Genomic DNA, 16,544 nt, shown 5'->3' on the forward strand with positions numbered 1-16,544 from the left:
CGGGACGTACTGCCGGAGAACTCCCGGAAGCAGGTGTTTGGTTCCCGGTGGGGCCTTGCTGTGCGGGGCCTGTGAGGTGTTTGTGGGGCGTTTGTGAGTCTTCCGCGGGCGTCTGTGGCACATCGCACACACCCAAGCGCCCCCGCCGGAATCCGGCGGGGGCGCTTCGTGCGATCAGTGCCGATCGGCTTTCGGTCAGCCTTCGACCAGCGCTCGGTCAGCCCTTGTCAATCCTTGTCAGCCCTTGGGGAGGGCCGCCAACTGGGCGGTGATCCGGGCGATATCGGCCTCGGCGGTCGCCTGCCGGGTGCGGATCTTCTCCACCACATGGTCGGGTGCCTTGGCCAGGAAGCCCTCGTTGGACAGCTTCGCGGTCGTCTGGGCCTTGTCCTTCTCGGCCGCGGCGAGATCCTTGGCCAGCCGCTTGCGCTCGGCCTCGACGTCGATCGCACCGGACAGGTCCAGCGCCACGGTCGCGCCCGCGACCGGCAGCGAGGCAGTGGCCGTGAAGTCCTCACCGGCCGGCTGGAGGCGCAGCAGGGAGCGCATCGCGTCCTCGTGGGCGGCGAGCGAGGTGCCGGACAGCTCCAGCTTCGCCGGGACCCGCTGACCGGGCTGGAGGCCCTGGTCGGCACGGAACCGGCGGACCTCGGTGACCACCTGCTGGAGGTTCTCGATCTCCCGCTCGGCCGCCTCGTCCCGGAAGCCGCTGTCGCCGGGCCACTCCGCGATGACGACGGACTCCTGGCCGGTCAGCGAGGTCCACAGCTTCTCGGTGACGAACGGGACCACCGGGTGCAGCAGCCGCAGCGTGACGTCCAGGACCTCGCCGAGGACGCGCCGCGCGGCGTCGGCCTCCGCACCGCCCTTGGCGAAGGTGGTCTTGGACAGCTCGACATACCAGTCGAAGACCTCGTCCCACGCGAAGTGGTAGAGGACGTCGGAGAGCTTGGCGAACTGGTAGTCCTCGTAGTACGCGTCGACCTCGGCGACGACCTCGTTCAGCCGGGACAGGATCCAGCGGTCGGTGGCGGACAGCCGCTCGGGGGCGGGCAGTTCACCCTCGACCGTCGCACCGTTCATCAGCGCGAAGCGCGTCGCGTTCCAGATCTTGTTGGCGAAGTTGCGGGACGCCTGGACCCAGTCCTCGCCGATCGGGACGTCGACCCCGGGGTTGGCGCCCCGGGCCAGGGTGAAGCGGACCGCGTCGGAGCCGTAGGTGTCCATCCAGTCCAGCGGATTGACCGCGTTCCCAAAGGACTTGGACATCTTCTTGCCGAACTGGTCACGGACCATGCCGTGCAGCGCGATGGTGTGGAACGGCGGGGTGCCGTCCATCGCGTACAGGCCGAACATCATCATCCGGGCGACCCAGAAGAAGAGGATGTCGTAGCCGGTGACCAGGACCGAGTTCGGATAGAACTTCTCCATGCTCTCGGTCCGCTCGGGCCAGCCGAGCGTGGAGAACGGCCACAGGCCGGACGAGAACCAGGTGTCCAGGACATCGCTGTCCTGGTGCCAGCCCTCGCCGCTCGGCGGCTCCTCGTTCGGTCCGACGCAGACGACCTCGCCGTTCGGCCCGTACCAGACCGGGATCCGGTGGCCCCACCAGAGCTGGCGCGAGATGCACCAGTCGTGGAGGTTGTCGACCCAGTCGAAGTAGCGCTTCGACATGTCCTCCGGGTGGATCTTCACCCGGCCGTCGCGGACCGCGTCGCCCGCGGCCTTGGCCAGCGGGCCGACCTTGACCCACCACTGCATGGACAGCCGCGGCTCGATGGTCGTCTTACAGCGCGAGCAGTGGCCCACGGAGTGGGTGTACGGGCGCTTCTCGGCGACGATCCGGCCCTCGGCGCGCAGCGCGCCGACGACGGCGCTGCGCGCCTCCAGCCGGTCCAGGCCCTGGAAGGGGCCGTGGGCGGTGATGACCGCGTGCTCGTCCATGACGGTCAGGTTCGGCAGGCCGTGCCGCTGGCCGATCTCGAAGTCGTTCGGGTCGTGGGCCGGGGTGACCTTGACCGCGCCGGTGCCGAACTCGGGGTCGACATGCTCGTCGGCGACGATCGGGATCCGGCGGCCGGTGAGCGGCAGTTCGATCTCGGTGCCGACCAGATGGCGGTAGCGCTCGTCGTCCGGGTGGACGGCGACCGCGGTGTCGCCCAGCATCGTCTCGGCGCGGGTCGTCGCCACGATGATGGACCCGTCGCCCTCGCCGTACCGGATCGAGACGAGCTCGCCGTCATCGTCGTCGTACTCCACCTCGATGTCCGAGATGGCCGTAAGGCAGCGCGGGCACCAGTTGATGATGCGCTCGGCGCGGTAGATCAGCTCGTCCTCGTAGAGCCGCTTGAAGATCGTCTGGACGGCCTTGGAGAGCCCCTCGTCCATGGTGAAGCGCTCGCGGTTCCAGGCGACGCCGTCGCCCAGCCGCCGCATCTGGCCGGAGATCTGCCCGCCGGACTCGCTCTTCCACTGCCAGACGCGCTCGACGAACGCCTCGCGGCCCAGGTCGTGGCGGGAGACGCCCTCCTTGGCCAGTTCGCGCTCGACCACGTTCTGCGTGGCGATACCGGCGTGGTCCATACCGGGCTGCCAGAGCGTCTCAAAGCCCTGCATTCGCTTGCGCCGGGTGAGCGCATCGATGATCGTGTGCTCGAAGGCATGGCCGAGGTGGAGCGAGCCGGTCACATTGGGGGGCGGGATGACGATGGTGTAGGGCTCTTTGTCGCTCTTCGCGTCCGCCTCGAAGTAACCGCGCTCTACCCAGCGCTCGTACAGCGGCCCCTCTACATCGGCCGGCGCGTACTGGGTCGGCAGTTCGGGGTGGCTGTTCGGCCCGCTCGCGGGGCGCTGCGAAGAGTTCTCGGTCACCTCCGCAGTCTAAAGGGCCGCGGCCTTCCGTTACGAACCCGTTGTGGCCCCGGGGCCAAGGCTCCCTGGGGCGTCGGGAAGGATGTTTGGAACTGTCATGCGCATAAGGAGAGGCACATGAGCCATCAGCAGCCGCCGCCGCAGCCCGGCCCCTATGGGGGCCAGCCAGGGGCGTACGGCGCCGGCCAGCCGCCGGTGCCCAATCCGTATGCGCAGACACCGGGCTACGGCCAGCAGCCGCAGGGCGGCTACGGTCAGCCGGGCCCCTACGGCGGGTCCGGCGGCTATGGACATCCTCAGCCCGCGAACCCCTACGGGCAGCCGCCCCAGCCTCCCCAGCCGGGCCCCGTGCCCCAGCAGGGCCCCGTGCAGCAGGGCCCGGGCTACTACGGCGGGCCCCAGGTGCCGCCGTCCCAGGGGCCGCCGCCCCAGGGACCGGCCGCCGGTGGCCGCGGTAAGGGCCGCAAGGTGGCTCTCGCGGTCGGCGCGGTGGTGGTCGTGGGGGCGCTCGGGGCGGGGGCGTTCATGCTGTTCGGCGGCGGCAGCACCGGCCCGTACAAGCTGTCCACGCCCAAGACCGTGGCCGCGGACTACGAGCGCCAGGGCTCGGGCACGGACGACAGTGATCTGTCGGCCGCGGGCAGGAAGGACCTCCAGCAGGTGCCGGTCGTCAAGGACCCGCATCTGGTGGCGGCCGACTACCAGACCTCCGGCAAGGAGATGCTGAAGTTCACCGGCGTCTGGGGCGAGGTGACCGACCCGGCGCGGGGCGCGGACCTCGCCCTGGCGGTCATCGTCAAGACGCTCCAGGACAACGGCACCGCGCAGGCCAAGGGCAGCCCCCAGACGTTCTCCCCGGACGGCTTCGACGGGGACGTCCTGAAGTGCCAGTCCATGAAGTTCACCTCGGATCAGGGATCCATGGAGGCCCCCGCGTGCGTCTGGGGCGACAAGGACACCCTGGGCGTCACAGTCATGGCGGACCCGGCGGCCGCGGTTCTCGGCGGTGGTATGTCCCTTGAGGACGCCGCCGGCCTCACGGCCAAGGTGCGCAAGGACGCGCGCGTCGAGATCGACGGCTAGCCGGCGACCGGCGAACAGCAACACAACAGCGGTTTCACCAACGAGGGATAAAGATGAGCTACAACCAGCCGGGCCCCTACGGCCAGCAGCCCGGGCAGCCAGGTCCCTACGGACAAGGTGGTGCGGCCGGCCAGCCCGGCTACGGCTACCCGCAGCAGCCGGGTCCCTACGGACAGCCGCCGCAGCCGGGCTACGGCTACCCCGGGCAGCCGCAGGGGCAGCCGGGCCCCTACGGCCAGCCCCCGAACCCGTACGGCCAGCAGCAGCCGTACGGCCAGCCGGGCATGCCGGGCCCGTACCAGCCGGACCCGGGCCAGGGCGGCGGCAACAAGAAGGGCCTGTGGCTCGCGATCGGCGCGGTGGTCGTGGTGGCCGCGATCGTCGGCGGCGTCCTGGTGATCCAGGGCGGGGACGACAACGGCGGCGGTGGCGGCGGTAAGGTCGCCGACGACGGCAAGCGGTACAAGCTCACCACCCCCCAGACGGTGGCCGGCGACTACACCAAGGAGTCCTCCGGCTCCGGCGGCGGGCTCACCTCCTCGGACGCGGACGACTTTGAGAAGTTCGGCGTCAGCAACCCCGAGCCCGTGAGCGCGGAGTACAAGTCCGGCGAGGGCATGAGCGTGAAGAAGCTCCAGCTCAATGGGGTCTGGGGCGAGGTGAAGGACCCGGAGTCGGTCGTCGACGGCGCCTTCGCGAAGATCGCCCAGGAGGCCGAGAAGGACTCCTCGACCAGCAGCGGGATGAAGGCCGAGCTGGTGGGCAGCCCGGAGTCGGTGTCGCCCAGTGGCTTCGAGAACGCCGTGATGAAGTGCCAGAACACCAAGTTCACCCCGGGCGAGGGTTCCAGCTCCAGCGGCATACCCAGCAAGGGGTTCACGATCCCGATCTGCATGTGGGGGGACAACAGCACGGTGGGCTATGTGGTCGTCTCCGACGCGGCCGCGGCGCTGTCCGGCAACGGCATGTCGCTCGACGAGGCCGGTGAGATCACCGCGAAGGTCCGCAACGACGCGCGCGTCGAGATCAAGTAGCCGAGCGGGCCGCCCAGTTCACAGGCCACAGCCGATCCGGAGGGGGACCCCCACAGCCATGAGCCACAACCAGCCACCGCCACCGGGGCCCTACGGTGGCGGACCCGGCCCGTACGGGGGCGCTCAGCCCAATCCGTACAGCGGAGGGCAGCAGCAGCCCGCGGAGCCCAACCCGTACGCGCAGCCGCAGGGTTACGGCTATCCGCAAGCGCAGCCCCCGCAGGGCTATGGCTACCCGCAGCAGGCGGGTCCCTACGGCCAGCCGCCCTACCCCGCGCCGCCCGCGGCCGGCGGGGGCGGCAACCGCACCAAGATCATCGCGGTGACGGTGGCCGGGCTCGTGGTGGTGGGCGCCATCGTCACCGGCGCCGTGGTGCTGTCCGGCGGCGACGACGGTCCGAAGTCGATGAAGCTGGTCACCCCCAAGACGCTCGACGACGGCACGTACACGCTGGACAAGGGCACGGACGACCTCGACAACGAGGGCACCAGCGTGCAGGGCAGCATGCCCGAGGGCGCGACCTCGGTACTGGCCCAGTACAAGCGGTCGGACGACGACAACTCGGGGCTCGCCTTCTCCGGGATGTACGGCGAGATCAGCGACCCGGAGGCGGTCCGGGACGAGATGTTCAAGGGCTTCGCGGGCGGCGACGGCTCCCCCTCGGTGGAGGAGAAGCGCAAGCGGTTCCAGCCGGAGGGCGCTGACGGCCCCTCGGTGGAGTGCGAGGTGGTCAAGCTCTACGACCGGATCTACGCCCCGGCCTGCGTCTGGGCGGAGGAGACGGACGCGGCGATGGTGCTCGACGTCAACGCGGAGAACACCTCGGCCTCCGACGCCGACATGGAGTCCTTCGCCAAGGTGACCGCGGGCATCTACCAGGACACCCGCAAGCCCGCCTGAACCGCCCGTAAGACGCCCACAGGGCGCGTACGACACGAAGAGGGCCCCGGGAGACCGGGGCCCTCTTCGTATGCCCTCCGCGGGGCGGCTACGCGTGCGGGGCGTCTACGCGCTCTTCTCGTGCCGCTCGCCCGGCTCGGTGCCCCGGGTGCGGGGCACCAGCGTGGGATTCACATTGGAGTGCACGACGTCCTCGGTGATGACGACACGGGCCACGTCCTTGCGGGACGGCACCTCGTACATCGCCGACATCAGCACTTCCTCGATGATGGCGCGCAGGCCCCGGGCCCCGGTGCCGCGCAGGATCGCCTGGTCGGCGATGGCCTCCAGGGCCGGACGGTCGAAGTCCAGCTCCACACCGTCGAGTTCGAACAGCCGCTGGTACTGCTTCACCAGCGCGTTCCGCGGCTCGACGAGGATCTGTAGCAGCGCCTCGCGGTCCAGGTTGTGGACCGAGGTGATGACCGGGAGACGGCCGATGAATTCCGGGATCATTCCGAACTTCACCAGGTCCTCGGGCATGACCTCCTGGAACTGGTCGCTCGCCTCGATCTCGCGCTTGGAGCGGATCGTGGCGCCGAAGCCGATGCCCTTGGCACCCGCCCGCGACTCGATGATCTTCTCCAGACCGGCGAAGGCACCGCCCACGATGAACAGTACATTCGTGGTGTCGATCTGGATGAACTCCTGATGCGGATGTTTCCGGCCGCCCTGCGGCGGCACCGACGCCGTGGTCCCTTCCAGGATCTTCAGCAGCGCCTGCTGAACGCCCTCGCCTGAGACATCGCGGGTGATCGAGGGGTTCTCGCTCTTACGGGCCACCTTGTCGATCTCGTCGATGTAGATGATGCCCGTCTCGGCCTTCTTGACGTCGTAGTCGGCGGCCTGGATCAGCTTGAGGAGGATGTTCTCCACGTCCTCGCCGACATAGCCCGCCTCGGTGAGCGCGGTGGCGTCGGCGATGGCGAAGGGGACGTTGAGCATCCGGGCGAGGGTCTGCGCCAGCAGGGTCTTGCCGGAGCCGGTGGGGCCGAGCAGCAGAATGTTGGACTTCGCCAACTCGATGCCGTCGTCCCGGCTGTGACCGCCGTTCTCGCCCGCCTGGACCCGCTTGTAGTGGTTGTAGACGGCGACCGAGAGGGCCTTCTTGGCGGCCTCCTGGCCGACCACATAGCCCTCGAGGAATTCATAGATCTCGCGCGGCTTGGGGAGTTCCTCCCAGCGCACTTCGGAGGTCTCGGCGAGCTCCTCCTCGATGATCTCGTTGCAGAGATCGATGCATTCATCGCAGATGTACACACCCGGGCCCGCGATGAGCTTCTTCACCTGCTTCTGGCTCTTCCCGCAGAACGAGCACTTGAGCAGGTCGCCGCCGTCACCGATGCGTGCCACGAGGTGCTTCCCCTTCGCCTTGGATCCGCTTTGCTGCGCGGAACCGGGTGCTTGCGCTGCGCTTTCTGCTTCTTTTCCCGTGGGCCGGGGCCCCCAGCCCTCTACGACGGTACCTTGCCGGGCCCCCGGTTCGGGCCCCCCTTGGACCTACTCGGTCCAAGGGAGGTGTCGCCACCGAAGATTCAGCCGAGACCGACCGACGTCTTGCGGGTGGAAACGATCTGGTCGACAAGACCGTACGCCAGGGACTCCTCGGCCGTGAGGATCTTGTCCCGCTCGATATCGTCGCGGATCTTCTCGATGGGCGTGGTGGAGTGCTTGGCCAGCATCTCCTCGAGCTGCGCGCGCATCCGCAGGATCTCGTTGGCCGCGATCTCCAGGTCGGAGACCTGACCACGCCCGGTCTCACTGTACGGCTGGTGGATCAGGATGCGGGCATTGGGCAGGGCCATCCGCTTGCCCGGCGTACCGGCGGCGAGCAGCACGGCCGCGGCGGACGCCGCCTGGCCCATGCAGACCGTCTGGATGTCGGGCTTGACGAACTGCATCGTGTCGTAGATGGCGGTCAGCGCGGTGAACGAGCCGCCGGGAGAGTTGATGTAGACCGAAATGTCACGGTCCGGGTCCATCGACTCCAGGCACAGAAGCTGCGCCATCACGTCGTTGGCCGAGGCGTCGTCGATCTGGACGCCCAGGAAGATCACGCGCTCCTCGAAGAGCTTCGCGTACGGGTCGTACTCGCGGATGCCCTGGGAGGTGCGCTCGACGAAACGCGGAACGACATAGCGGGATTCGGCCATCGGGCCGTTGTACAGGCCGCTGCCGGGGAAGTTGCTCATCTGGGTCTTCACCATCCTGTGGCGATCTGGGGGCTGGAGGTCGGCTAGCGGGACGGCGGGACTCAGGCCCCGGTGCCGCCCCCGCCCGGAACGCTGGAGGCGGACGTCATGACGTCGTCGACCAGGCCGTACTCCTTGGCCTCCTGGGCGGAGAACCAGCGGTCGCGGTCGGAGTCACGGACGATCTGCTCAACCGTCTGGCCGGTGTGGAAAGAGGTCAGCTCGGCCATGCGCTTCTTGGTGTGCAGCAGCCGCTCGGCGTGAATCTTGATGTCCGAGGCGGAACCCGCCAGGCCCGCGGAGGGCTGGTGGATCAGGATCTCGGCATTGGGCAGCGCGAAACGCTTGCCCGGGGTGCCCGCGCTCAGCAGGAACTGCCCCATCGAGGCGGCGAGGCCCATCGCGATGGTGACCACGTCGTTCTGGATGTACTGCATGGTGTCGTAGATCGCCATGCCGGCCGAGATCGAGCCGCCCGGAGAGTTGATGTAGAGGTAGATGTCCTTGTCCGGATCGGCGGCGAGCAGAAGAAGCTGAGCCGTGATCTTGTTGGCGATGTCGTCGTCGACCGGCTGGCCGAGGAAGATGATCCGCTCGCCGAGCAGCCGGTTGTAGACCTGGTCGCCGAGGCCACCGACGGTCGGCTCGCCGGCGGCGGAAGGCATCGTATTCGTCACGTATCCACCTGCTCGTCTCTGACGGCTGACTGGCCGTCTCAGCGTCTTCTTCTGGGGTGCGGGGGTGTGGCCGCCGGTGCGGCCCCGGCGGGCTTGCGAGACTCCCCTGCCCTCGTATCTACGGACCCTAACGCGCTGGTCGGCGGGCGCCATCCCGCATCAGTAACTGTTCGCTCTGAGCGCATGTTCCGGCGCCGGACCGGCATCGCGGAACACGAACGGGCCCGGACGCGTGCAGACGTTCGGGCCCGTTCGTACGGGCTGTGGAGCGGACCGGGATCAGCTCTCGGCCTTCTCCTGCTTCTCCTGGGACTCCGCGGGCGCCTCGGCGGCCTCGGCCTCGGCGGGCTCCTCGACGGCCTCGGAGGTGGCCTCGACCGTCTCGCCGGTCTCGTCCTCCTCGTCGTCCAGGTCGACGGTCTCGCCCTTGTCGTCGACGACCTTGGCGGCCTCGACCACGACGGCCAGCGCCTTGCCGCGGGCGACCTCGCCGACGAGCATGGGCACCTGGCCGCCCTCGACGACGGCCTGGGCGAACTGGTCCGGGCTCATGCCGGAGGACTGCGCACGGCGCATGAGGTGCTCGGTGAGCTCCTCCTGGCCGACCGAGAGCTGCTCCTTGTTGACCAGCTCGTCGAGGACGAACTGGGTCCGGATGCCCTTCTCGGCCTGCTCCTTGAGCTCGGCGTCGAACTCCTCGGCGGTCTTGTCCTGCATTTGCAGGTACGACTCGAGGTTCAGGCCCATCTGACCGAGCTGGTGGTGCTCGAGGTTGTGCTTACGGGTGTTGATCTCTTCCTCGAGAAGCTTCTCGGGGATCGGCACCTCGACCAGCTCCAGCAGGGCGTCCAGCACCTTCTCCTGGGCCTGGGTGGCCTGCTCGAACTTCTTCGACCGCTCCAGGCGCGTACGGCTGTCCGCGCGCAGCTCCTCGAGGGTGTCGAACTCGCTGGCCAACTGGGCGAAGTCGTCGTCGAGCTCCGGCAGCTCACGGGCCTTGACCTCGGAGACCTTGACCGAGACCTCGGCCTCCTTGCCCTGGGCGGAGCCGCCCTTGAGCTCGGAGGTGAAGGTGGCCTCGCCACCCGCCTCCAGGCCGGTCACGGCCTCGTCGATGCCGTCCAGCAGCTCGCCCGAGCCGATGGTGTAGGTGACGCCGGTGGCGACACCGTCCTCCAGGACCTCGCCCTCGACCTTGGCCTCGAGGTCGATCACGACGATGTCGCCCTCGGCGGCGGCGCGCTCCACCGGGCTGGTGGTGGCGAACCGCTCACGGAGCTGCTCGACGGACTTGTCGAGGTCCTCGTCCGAGACCTCGACGGCGTCGACGGTGACCTCGATACCGGAGTAGTCCGGGATCTCGATCGTCGGGCGGATGTCGACCTCGGCGGTGAAGGTCAGGAGCTCGTTGTCCTTGAGCTCGGTGATGTCCACCTCGGGCTGGCCGAGCGGGTTCAGCTCACCCTCGTTGACCGCGTCGGTGTAGAACTTCGGGAGCGCCTCGTTGACGGCCTCTTCCAGGACGGCGCCACGACCGAACCGCTGGTCGATGATGCGGGCCGGGATCTTGCCCTTACGGAACCCAGGCACCGTGACCTGCTGGTTGATCTTCTTGTACGCCGCGTCGAGGCTGGGCTTGAGCTCCTCGAAGGGCACCTCGACAGTGAGCCGAACCCGGGTCGGGTTCAGGTTCTCCACGGCGCTCTTCACGGTTCGGTCTCCTTGGGGGCTGACGTGTGGTGTTCAGCTACGGTGCGCTGTCGCGTCGCAGCGGATTCGCGTCCGGTTAAAAAGACACAGACACGCAGCTTGCATAGTAACCGCAAGCATGACGGGCCCCACAACGCGATCTTGACGCCTGTGGATGGTCGGGGTGGCCGGATTCGAACCGACGACCTTCCGCTCCCAAAGCGGACGCGCTACCAAGCTGCGCCACACCCCGTCGGTGCGACACGTAGGGTACATGCCCGCGGACCCCCTGGCTGCCGGTTATTCGACTGGTGGGCAAGGGTGTGCGGGGAACGGTGGAGAACCGCTACGATGCATCTCGTGCCGCGATCCGGGTGATCATGCCTGGGCGGAAGTGTCCGGGCGACCGGTGCATCCGTGTACGCGGCGTGTGCGGGCGTAGCTCAATGGTAGAGCCCCAGTCTTCCAAACTGGCTACGCGGGTTCGATTCCCGTCGCCCGCTCCACCGCTTTCGGCCCGGCCCGGGGATCTCCCCGGAGCCGGGCCGTTTGCGTATGCGCACTCGTCCGGGCATCCGCGCCCCCGTGACGCGGGGCTCGGATGCCTCGGGGCCGAGTCGGGCGGCGTCAGGGGTTGATGTCGGCAATCGCCTCGGCGGCCGAGTCGAGGAACTTCTGGATGTCCGGCGCGACGTTGGACGAGGCGAGCAGGAACCCGAAGAGGATCGCGACGAGGGCAGGACCCCACTTGACCCGGCCATTCCGGATCATTATCACCAGGATGATGCCCACCAGCAGCACCAATGACAGGGAAATGGCCACAACATCCCACCCTCAGTCGCACACGTCTCACAGGCCCCGGAAGCACGCGACCCCGCACACCCCCGCAGCCACCATCGTGCCATCAACTCCCCCCGCTCAGCAGCGGGATGGAGCGATATACGGTCACGCGTGCACACGCCACCCACCCCTCCGGTACCCAGCCGGTATCCGCTCATCCAAAGGGGCCCGGGTGATACTGCCCACAACTCGGCGCGACGCCCGGCCGATTAATTCCGACCGCTCCGGATGATCTCGGGCGGGAATTCGGAATTCGTCCGGCGATCACTCGGCAGGGTGACAAAGCATCAATGAATCAGACATTCCGCCAGAGCCTCCTGCGGGGCATATGCCCCAATTAAGTAGGATGAAAGTGGTCAGAACGGGCAGCCTGGGCCGGGATATTGAATGATCGCATCGCTTTGTCGACTCCCCATCGACTTCCCGGAGCCGACTATCGGTCGTGATGCGAAGAGCATGAACGGAAAGCAAACAGAACGAGGTTTTACGCAATACAGGTTTGAGCGCTATCGTGCCTTAGATGTTTCACGCTGCCATGACTCCCCCACGCGCAGTGATGTCCCGGGTGGTCTCCCCCAGTTCCTGGGGGGAGGGCCTGTGACCAACTCCCTGCGCCCGCACGGTTATCAGCGGACTCCCCTCCCCCAGGAGGCGGCGCCCACTTCCCCCACGCCGCGGGCCGAAGAACCAGGGCAGCAGGCGTCCACCCCGCCCGCCCCCAGCGCCCCCGCCGGAAAGAAGCCCAAGCAGCGGGACGCGTTCTTCGACAACGCGAAGTACCTCGCGATCGTGCTGGTCGCGATGGCCCACTCCTGGGAGCCGCTGACCGACTCCAGCCGCACCGCGGAAGCGCTGTACATGGTCGTGTACACCTTCCATATGCCGGCCTTCATCGTGATCTCCGGCTACTTCTCGCGCAGCTTCGACATGCGGCCGGACCGGCTCAAGCGGCTGATCACCGGCGTAGCGGTGCCCTACGTGATCTTCGAGGTCGCGTACACGCTGTTCAAGCGCTGGGCGGACGACGACCCGACGTACGACTTCAGCCTGCTCGACCCCTGGTACCTCACCTGGTTCCTGATCGCGCTGTTCGTATGGCGGCTGTCCACTCCGCTCTGGAAGCTGGTGCGCTGGCCGATCCCGCTCTCGCTCGCGGTCGCCACCCTCGCCGCGGTCTCGCCCGACATCGGTGACGACCTGGACATGCAGCGGCTGCTCCAGTTCCTGCCGTTCTTCGTCCTCGGCCTGTGCATGAAGCCGGAGCACTTCCAGATGGTCCGCCGCCGCTCCGTGCGGATCGCGTCCGTGCCGATCTTCGCGTGCGCCCTCGTCTTCGCCTACTGGGCGGCGCCGCGGATGACCTCGGTGTGGTTCTACCACCGCGACAGCGTCCAGGAGCTGGGCGCGCCGCCGTGGACCGGCCCGGTGATGACGCTCGCCCTCTTCGGCTGCTCGGTCGTGCTGGTGAGCTGCTTCTTCGCCTGGGTGCCGCGGCGGCACATGTGGTTCACGGTGCTGGGCGCCGGGACGCTGTACGGCTATCTGCTGCACGGCTTCCTCGCCAAGGGCTCCCGCTTCTGGGGCTGGTTCGACAACAACGAGTGGCTGCACAAGCCGCTGGGGGAGATCGCGGTCACGGTCATCGCCGCCTCCGTGGTCACCGTGCTGTGCACGCCTCCCGTGCAGCGGATCTTCCGCTTCGCCATGGAGCCGAAGATGGCCTGGGCCTTCCGTAAGGACCCCGCCGAACAGGCCCGCAGCCGTACGACGACGGCGGCCTAGCGCGCCGACGAGCACGACACGCACGACGCGAAGGGCTGGCCCGCGGACCCCCGCGGACCAGCCCTTTCACGGCTTCGGCGTCGTACGGCGCAGCGCCGCACGGGCCGGGAGCGCCGTCGCCGCGAGGCCCAGCACTACGGCGGCGCCCGCGAAGCCCGCGTAGGTGAGCGGCGGCACATACGGGTCCTCGCCGGTCAGGCCGCGCATCATCGGCACCAGCGTGGCCAGGGCGATCGCCGTGCCCAGGGCGATGCCCGCCGTGGCCACCAGCAGCGCCTCCCAGCGCACCATCCCGAGCACCTGCCGCCGGGTGGTGCCGATCAGGCGCAGGGTGCCCAGTTCGCGGCGGCGGTCCAGCACCGTCATCACCAGGGTGTTGACGGCGGCGACGGCGGCGAAGCCGCCGAGGACGGCCGCCATGACGGTGTTGGCCCAGGCGTTCAGCTTCCGGTCCTCGTTCTGGGCCGCCGCGTAGCCGTCCCGGTCGGTGACCTGCTCGCCGAGTCGGCCGAGCGCCGCCGCGACGGCCTTACGGTCGGCATCTTCGGCGTCCCGCACCAGCACATCGCTGTCGAACGCCGATGTCACATGGCCGGCCAGCGCCGTACGGGGGACGGTGAGCTCGGCGATGCCCAGCCCGCGCCCGTAGATCGCGACCACGGTGGGCGAGATCCTCGTACCGTCCGGGAGGTGGAGGGCGAGCCGGTGGCCGACCCGGGCGTGGGCCGCCTTCGCCAGGAGCGCGTCGACGGCCACCCGGCCCGGCCCCAGGGCGGCCAGGCGCCCCTTACGGACGTCCAGGTCCTGTACGGCCGCCACATCGCGGCCGCTCCCCGAGACGCCCTGAGCCGAGGCGGTCCGCAGCCAACGGCCGTCGCCCGAGCCCACCGGGACCAGCACCCCCGTGCGCAGCAGCCCCACCGACGCGGCCACGCCCCGTACGGAGCCGGCGCGGGCCGCGGTATCGGAGGGGAGTCCGTCCGGGGCGGAGATCACCTGGTCGGCGACGATGCCCGCCCGCCGTTGGCGGTCGCCCGCGTGGTCCTCGCTGGTGTGCATGAACACCAGCGTCGAGGCGAAGGCCATGGCCAGCACGATCGGGGTGATCGCCGAGGCCAGGCGGCGGGCGTTGGCCCGGCTGTTGGCCTCGGCCAGATGGGCCGACGCGGGCCCCGCGCGCAGCGGCAGACCGATCAGCCAGGCGCACAGCCGGGCGATGACCGGGCCGAGCAGGGCCACGGCGAGCATGAACAGCATCACGACCCCGAGCGCGGCGTTGGCCGCGTCGTCGCCGGAGGCGGAGGCGGCGACGCCGGTCATGACGATGCCGCCGACGAGGGCCGCGACGCCGAGGACGGTACGGATCACACCGGGCCGCAGCCGCTCGACGGCCGCCTCGCCGAGCGCCCGCCCCGGCGGGATCCGCGCCGGGCGGCGGGCGGCCATCAGGCCCGCCAGGAGCGAGGTGAGAAGGCCGGCGCCGACGGCGGTGACGAGCGGGATCCAGGAGACGGAGAGTTCCACGGGCCCGGGGATGGCGCCCTTCTCCTTGAGCTGTCCGAACCACCAGTGGGCGAGCGCGTATCCGGGCAGCAGTCCGGCCGCGCCCGCGAGCGGGGCGACCAGCAGCGCCTCGGCCGCGACGGACCGGCGGATCTGGCGCGGGGTGGCGCCGATCGCCCGCAGCAGGGCCACCTCGCGGCCGCGCTGGCCGACGGAGAGGGCGACGGTGCCCGCGGTGGTGAAGACGGCGACGGCGGTCGCGATGCCGCCGAAGGAGCCCCCGAGGGCGATGAGCGTCTCCCTGGCGTTCGCGAGCGCGGGCTCCTCGATGGCGCCCCGGCCGCCGCCGGTGTGCACGCGCGGGGAGTGCGCCGCGCCCTTCACGGTCCGCTCCAGACGGGCGGCCAGCCGGTCCGGGGTGGTGCCGGGGCGGGGGCGGACGAGGACGGCGTCCACGGTGGTGGGATGGCCGCTCAGCGCCTGGGCCCGGCGGTCGGTGAACCACGCCGTAAGGCCGTCACCGTCGGCGCCGCCCGCCTTACGGGTGACACCGGAGACCCGGAACGTATGGCGGCCGTCCGGCGCCGTCACGGTGATCCGGCCACCGACGCCGGTGCCCGCCGCACGGGCGGCCCCGGGGCTGAGGACGGCCTCGCCGGCTCGGGGCGCCGTGCCCGAGGCGAGCGCCACCCCCGTGAAGGGCGCCGCACCCCAGCCATGGCCGGTGAGCGCCCCATGGGCGGTGCGCAGGGGGAAGGTCGTATCCGGGGCCGCGGCCGCGGCCCCGGGGGTGCGGGCGGCGGTGGCCACCAGGGAGGCGTCGAGCCGGGCGCGGTCGGGGACCTGCTCGGATTCGTCCGAGCGGCCGTCGCCGTGGCCGATGACGTAGTGCACCCGCTGGTCGGCGGCGACCACGACGGGGGCGTTCGCATAGCGCTGCGGCGGTACGGAGGCCCGGATCCCGGTCTCCAGCAGGATGCCGCACGCGGAGACGATCGCCGCGGCCACGGCCAGGGCGATGAAGGTGCCCGCGAAGGCGGACGGCTTGAAGCGGACGGCGGCGCGGGCCAGTCCGTTGGTGAGCGGCCTCACCGGACCCCCTCCGCGGTCCAGGCCGTGGCGGGGGCCGTGGCAGGGGCCGGAGTGCGGGCGGTGAGGCGGGTCATCCGCTCGGCGATCTCATGCGCCGGGGCGCGGAGGAGCCGGTCGGCGATCGCGCCGTCGGCGAGGAAGAGCACGCGGTCGGCGTAGCTCGCGGCGACCGGGTCGTGCGTGACCATCACGACGGTCGCGCCCAGCGCGTCCACGGCCTGCCGCAGGAGGGTGAGCACCTCGGCGGCGGTGTTGGTGTCCAGGGCGCCGGTCGGCTCGTCGGCGAAGACGACATCGGGGCGGGTGACCAGGGCGCGGGCGATGGCCACCCGCTGCTGCTGGCCACCGGAGAGCTCACCGGGCCGCCGCCTGGTCTGCTCCCCCAGCCCGACCTGGGCGAGCACCTCACGGGCCCGGTGGCGGTCGGGGCGGGTGCCCGCGAGCCGCATCGGGAGCAGCACGTTCTGCTCGACCGTCAGGGAGGGGAGGAGGTTGAAGGACTGGAAGACGAACCCGAGGCGGGCGCGGCGCAGCGCGGTGAGCTTGTTCTCACTCATTCCGGTGATTTCGGTGCCACCGAGCCGCACGGACCCCGCGGTCGGCCGGTCGAGCCCGGCGGCGCACTGGAGGAACGTCGACTTGCCGCAGCCCGAGGGGCCCATGACGGCGGTGAAGCTGCCGCGCGGAAGGGCGAGGTCGATGCCGCGCAGGGCGTGGACGGCGGTACGGCCACGGCCGTAGCGGCGCTGGATGCCGTGGAGTTCGATGGCATGGGCGTCGTGGTGCGGCGCCGGTGCCGCCGTCTCTCGCCGCTTGCGCAGCCGCATGGTGGTGACCCTTC

General features: G+C 69.8%; 12 protein-coding genes and 2 tRNA genes. 5 read left to right on the plus strand and 9 right to left on the minus strand.

What is annotated here, in order from left to right:
* Window positions 1-237: 237 nt before the first annotated feature.
* Window positions 238-2,871, minus strand: coding sequence for a valine--tRNA ligase (locus ACK1X7_RS17835; protein ID WP_398160002.1), 2,634 nt, complete (start codon window positions 2,869-2,871; stop codon window positions 238-240).
* Window positions 2,872-2,988: 117 nt separating this feature from the next.
* On the opposite strand from ACK1X7_RS17835, the gene ACK1X7_RS17840 reads away from it, so the two are divergent.
* The 3 genes from ACK1X7_RS17840 to ACK1X7_RS17850 are packed head-to-tail and all read left to right on the plus strand — an operon-like array spanning window position 2,989 to window position 5,889.
* Window positions 2,989-3,954 carry a hypothetical protein gene (locus ACK1X7_RS17840; protein WP_390793198.1) on the plus strand — a complete coding sequence of 322 codons (966 nt, stop codon included), beginning with the start codon at window positions 2,989-2,991 and terminating at the stop codon, window positions 3,952-3,954.
* Window positions 3,955-4,007: 53 nt separating this feature from the next.
* Window positions 4,008-4,988 carry a hypothetical protein gene (locus ACK1X7_RS17845; protein ID WP_385142134.1) on the plus strand — a complete coding sequence of 327 codons (981 nt, stop codon included), beginning with the start codon at window positions 4,008-4,010 and terminating at the stop codon, window positions 4,986-4,988.
* 58 nt (window positions 4,989-5,046) lie between these two features.
* Complete coding sequence (locus tag ACK1X7_RS17850; RefSeq protein ID WP_390793197.1) at window positions 5,047-5,889, plus strand: hypothetical protein; 843 nt, start codon at window positions 5,047-5,049, stop codon at window positions 5,887-5,889.
* Window positions 5,890-5,994: 105 nt separating this feature from the next.
* Here the strand turns inward: ACK1X7_RS17850 and clpX are convergent, their stop codons facing one another.
* From clpX to ACK1X7_RS17875, 5 genes are all read right to left on the minus strand, one after another.
* A complete protein-coding gene (gene clpX, locus ACK1X7_RS17855; RefSeq protein WP_059145704.1) occupies window positions 5,995-7,281 on the minus strand; it encodes an ATP-dependent Clp protease ATP-binding subunit ClpX in 1,287 nt (428 codons plus the stop codon).
* Between the two features lie 182 nt (window positions 7,282-7,463).
* Window positions 7,464-8,120, minus strand: coding sequence for an ATP-dependent Clp protease proteolytic subunit (locus tag ACK1X7_RS17860; RefSeq protein ID WP_385142128.1), 657 nt, complete (start codon window positions 8,118-8,120; stop codon window positions 7,464-7,466).
* A 62-nt stretch (window positions 8,121-8,182) separates the two neighbouring features.
* A complete protein-coding gene (locus ACK1X7_RS17865; RefSeq protein ID WP_161561328.1) occupies window positions 8,183-8,797 on the minus strand; it encodes an ATP-dependent Clp protease proteolytic subunit in 615 nt (204 codons plus the stop codon).
* A 279-nt stretch (window positions 8,798-9,076) separates the two neighbouring features.
* The gene (gene tig, locus ACK1X7_RS17870) at window positions 9,077-10,507 is read right to left on the minus strand and encodes a trigger factor (protein ID WP_385142125.1); all 1,431 of its coding nucleotides are present in this window, start codon (window positions 10,505-10,507) and stop codon (window positions 9,077-9,079) included.
* Window positions 10,508-10,662: 155 nt separating this feature from the next.
* Window positions 10,663-10,739 (minus strand) — tRNA-Pro (locus tag ACK1X7_RS17875).
* A gap of 179 nt (window positions 10,740-10,918) precedes the next feature.
* Between ACK1X7_RS17875 and ACK1X7_RS17880 the strand changes: the two genes are divergently transcribed.
* A tRNA-Gly gene (locus ACK1X7_RS17880) sits at window positions 10,919-10,992 on the plus strand.
* Between the two features lie 121 nt (window positions 10,993-11,113).
* Here the strand turns inward: ACK1X7_RS17880 and ACK1X7_RS17885 are convergent.
* Complete coding sequence (locus ACK1X7_RS17885) at window positions 11,114-11,308, minus strand: hypothetical protein (protein WP_078641423.1); 195 nt, start codon at window positions 11,306-11,308, stop codon at window positions 11,114-11,116.
* A 615-nt stretch (window positions 11,309-11,923) separates the two neighbouring features.
* Between ACK1X7_RS17885 and ACK1X7_RS17890 the strand changes: the two genes are divergently transcribed.
* Window positions 11,924-13,108 carry an acyltransferase family protein gene (locus ACK1X7_RS17890; protein WP_390793196.1) on the plus strand — a complete coding sequence of 395 codons (1,185 nt, stop codon included), beginning with the start codon at window positions 11,924-11,926 and terminating at the stop codon, window positions 13,106-13,108.
* Between the two features lie 66 nt (window positions 13,109-13,174).
* Here ACK1X7_RS17890 and ACK1X7_RS17895 read toward each other — a convergent pair whose 3' ends face one another.
* Together ACK1X7_RS17895 and ACK1X7_RS17900 are read right to left on the minus strand one after the other, a co-directional pair.
* Window positions 13,175-15,703 (minus strand): ABC transporter permease, encoded by a 2,529-nt coding sequence (locus ACK1X7_RS17895; RefSeq protein ID WP_385142117.1) that lies wholly within the window; start codon window positions 15,701-15,703, stop codon window positions 13,175-13,177.
* On the minus strand, window positions 15,700-16,530 hold the full coding sequence (locus ACK1X7_RS17900) for an ABC transporter ATP-binding protein (RefSeq protein ID WP_385142114.1): 831 nt from the start codon (window positions 16,528-16,530) through the stop codon (window positions 15,700-15,702). The genes ACK1X7_RS17895 and ACK1X7_RS17900 overlap by 4 nt, the downstream gene beginning before the upstream one ends.
* Between the last annotated feature and the right edge of the window lie 14 nt (window positions 16,531-16,544).

This window comes from Streptomyces sp. CY-1 (genome assembly GCF_047218265.1).
GTDB classification, from domain to species: domain Bacteria; phylum Actinomycetota; class Actinomycetes; order Streptomycetales; family Streptomycetaceae; genus Streptomyces; species Streptomyces niphimycinicus.

What these genes read in the sequence shown, in the direction of transcription:
- ACK1X7_RS17840 (WP_390793198.1), top strand. Translation starts at nt 2,989, where the DNA reads ATGAGCCATCAGCAGCCGCCGCCGCAGCCCGGCCCCTATGGGGGCCAG.
- ACK1X7_RS17900 (WP_385142114.1), bottom strand. Translation starts at nt 16,530, where the DNA reads ATGCGGCTGCGCAAGCGGCGAGAGACGGCGGCACCGGCGCCGCACCAC.
- ACK1X7_RS17845 (WP_385142134.1), top strand. Translation starts at nt 4,008, where the DNA reads ATGAGCTACAACCAGCCGGGCCCCTACGGCCAGCAGCCCGGGCAGCCA.
- ACK1X7_RS17860 (WP_385142128.1), bottom strand. Translation starts at nt 8,120, where the DNA reads ATGAGCAACTTCCCCGGCAGCGGCCTGTACAACGGCCCGATGGCCGAA.
- ACK1X7_RS17850 (WP_390793197.1), top strand. Translation starts at nt 5,047, where the DNA reads ATGAGCCACAACCAGCCACCGCCACCGGGGCCCTACGGTGGCGGACCC.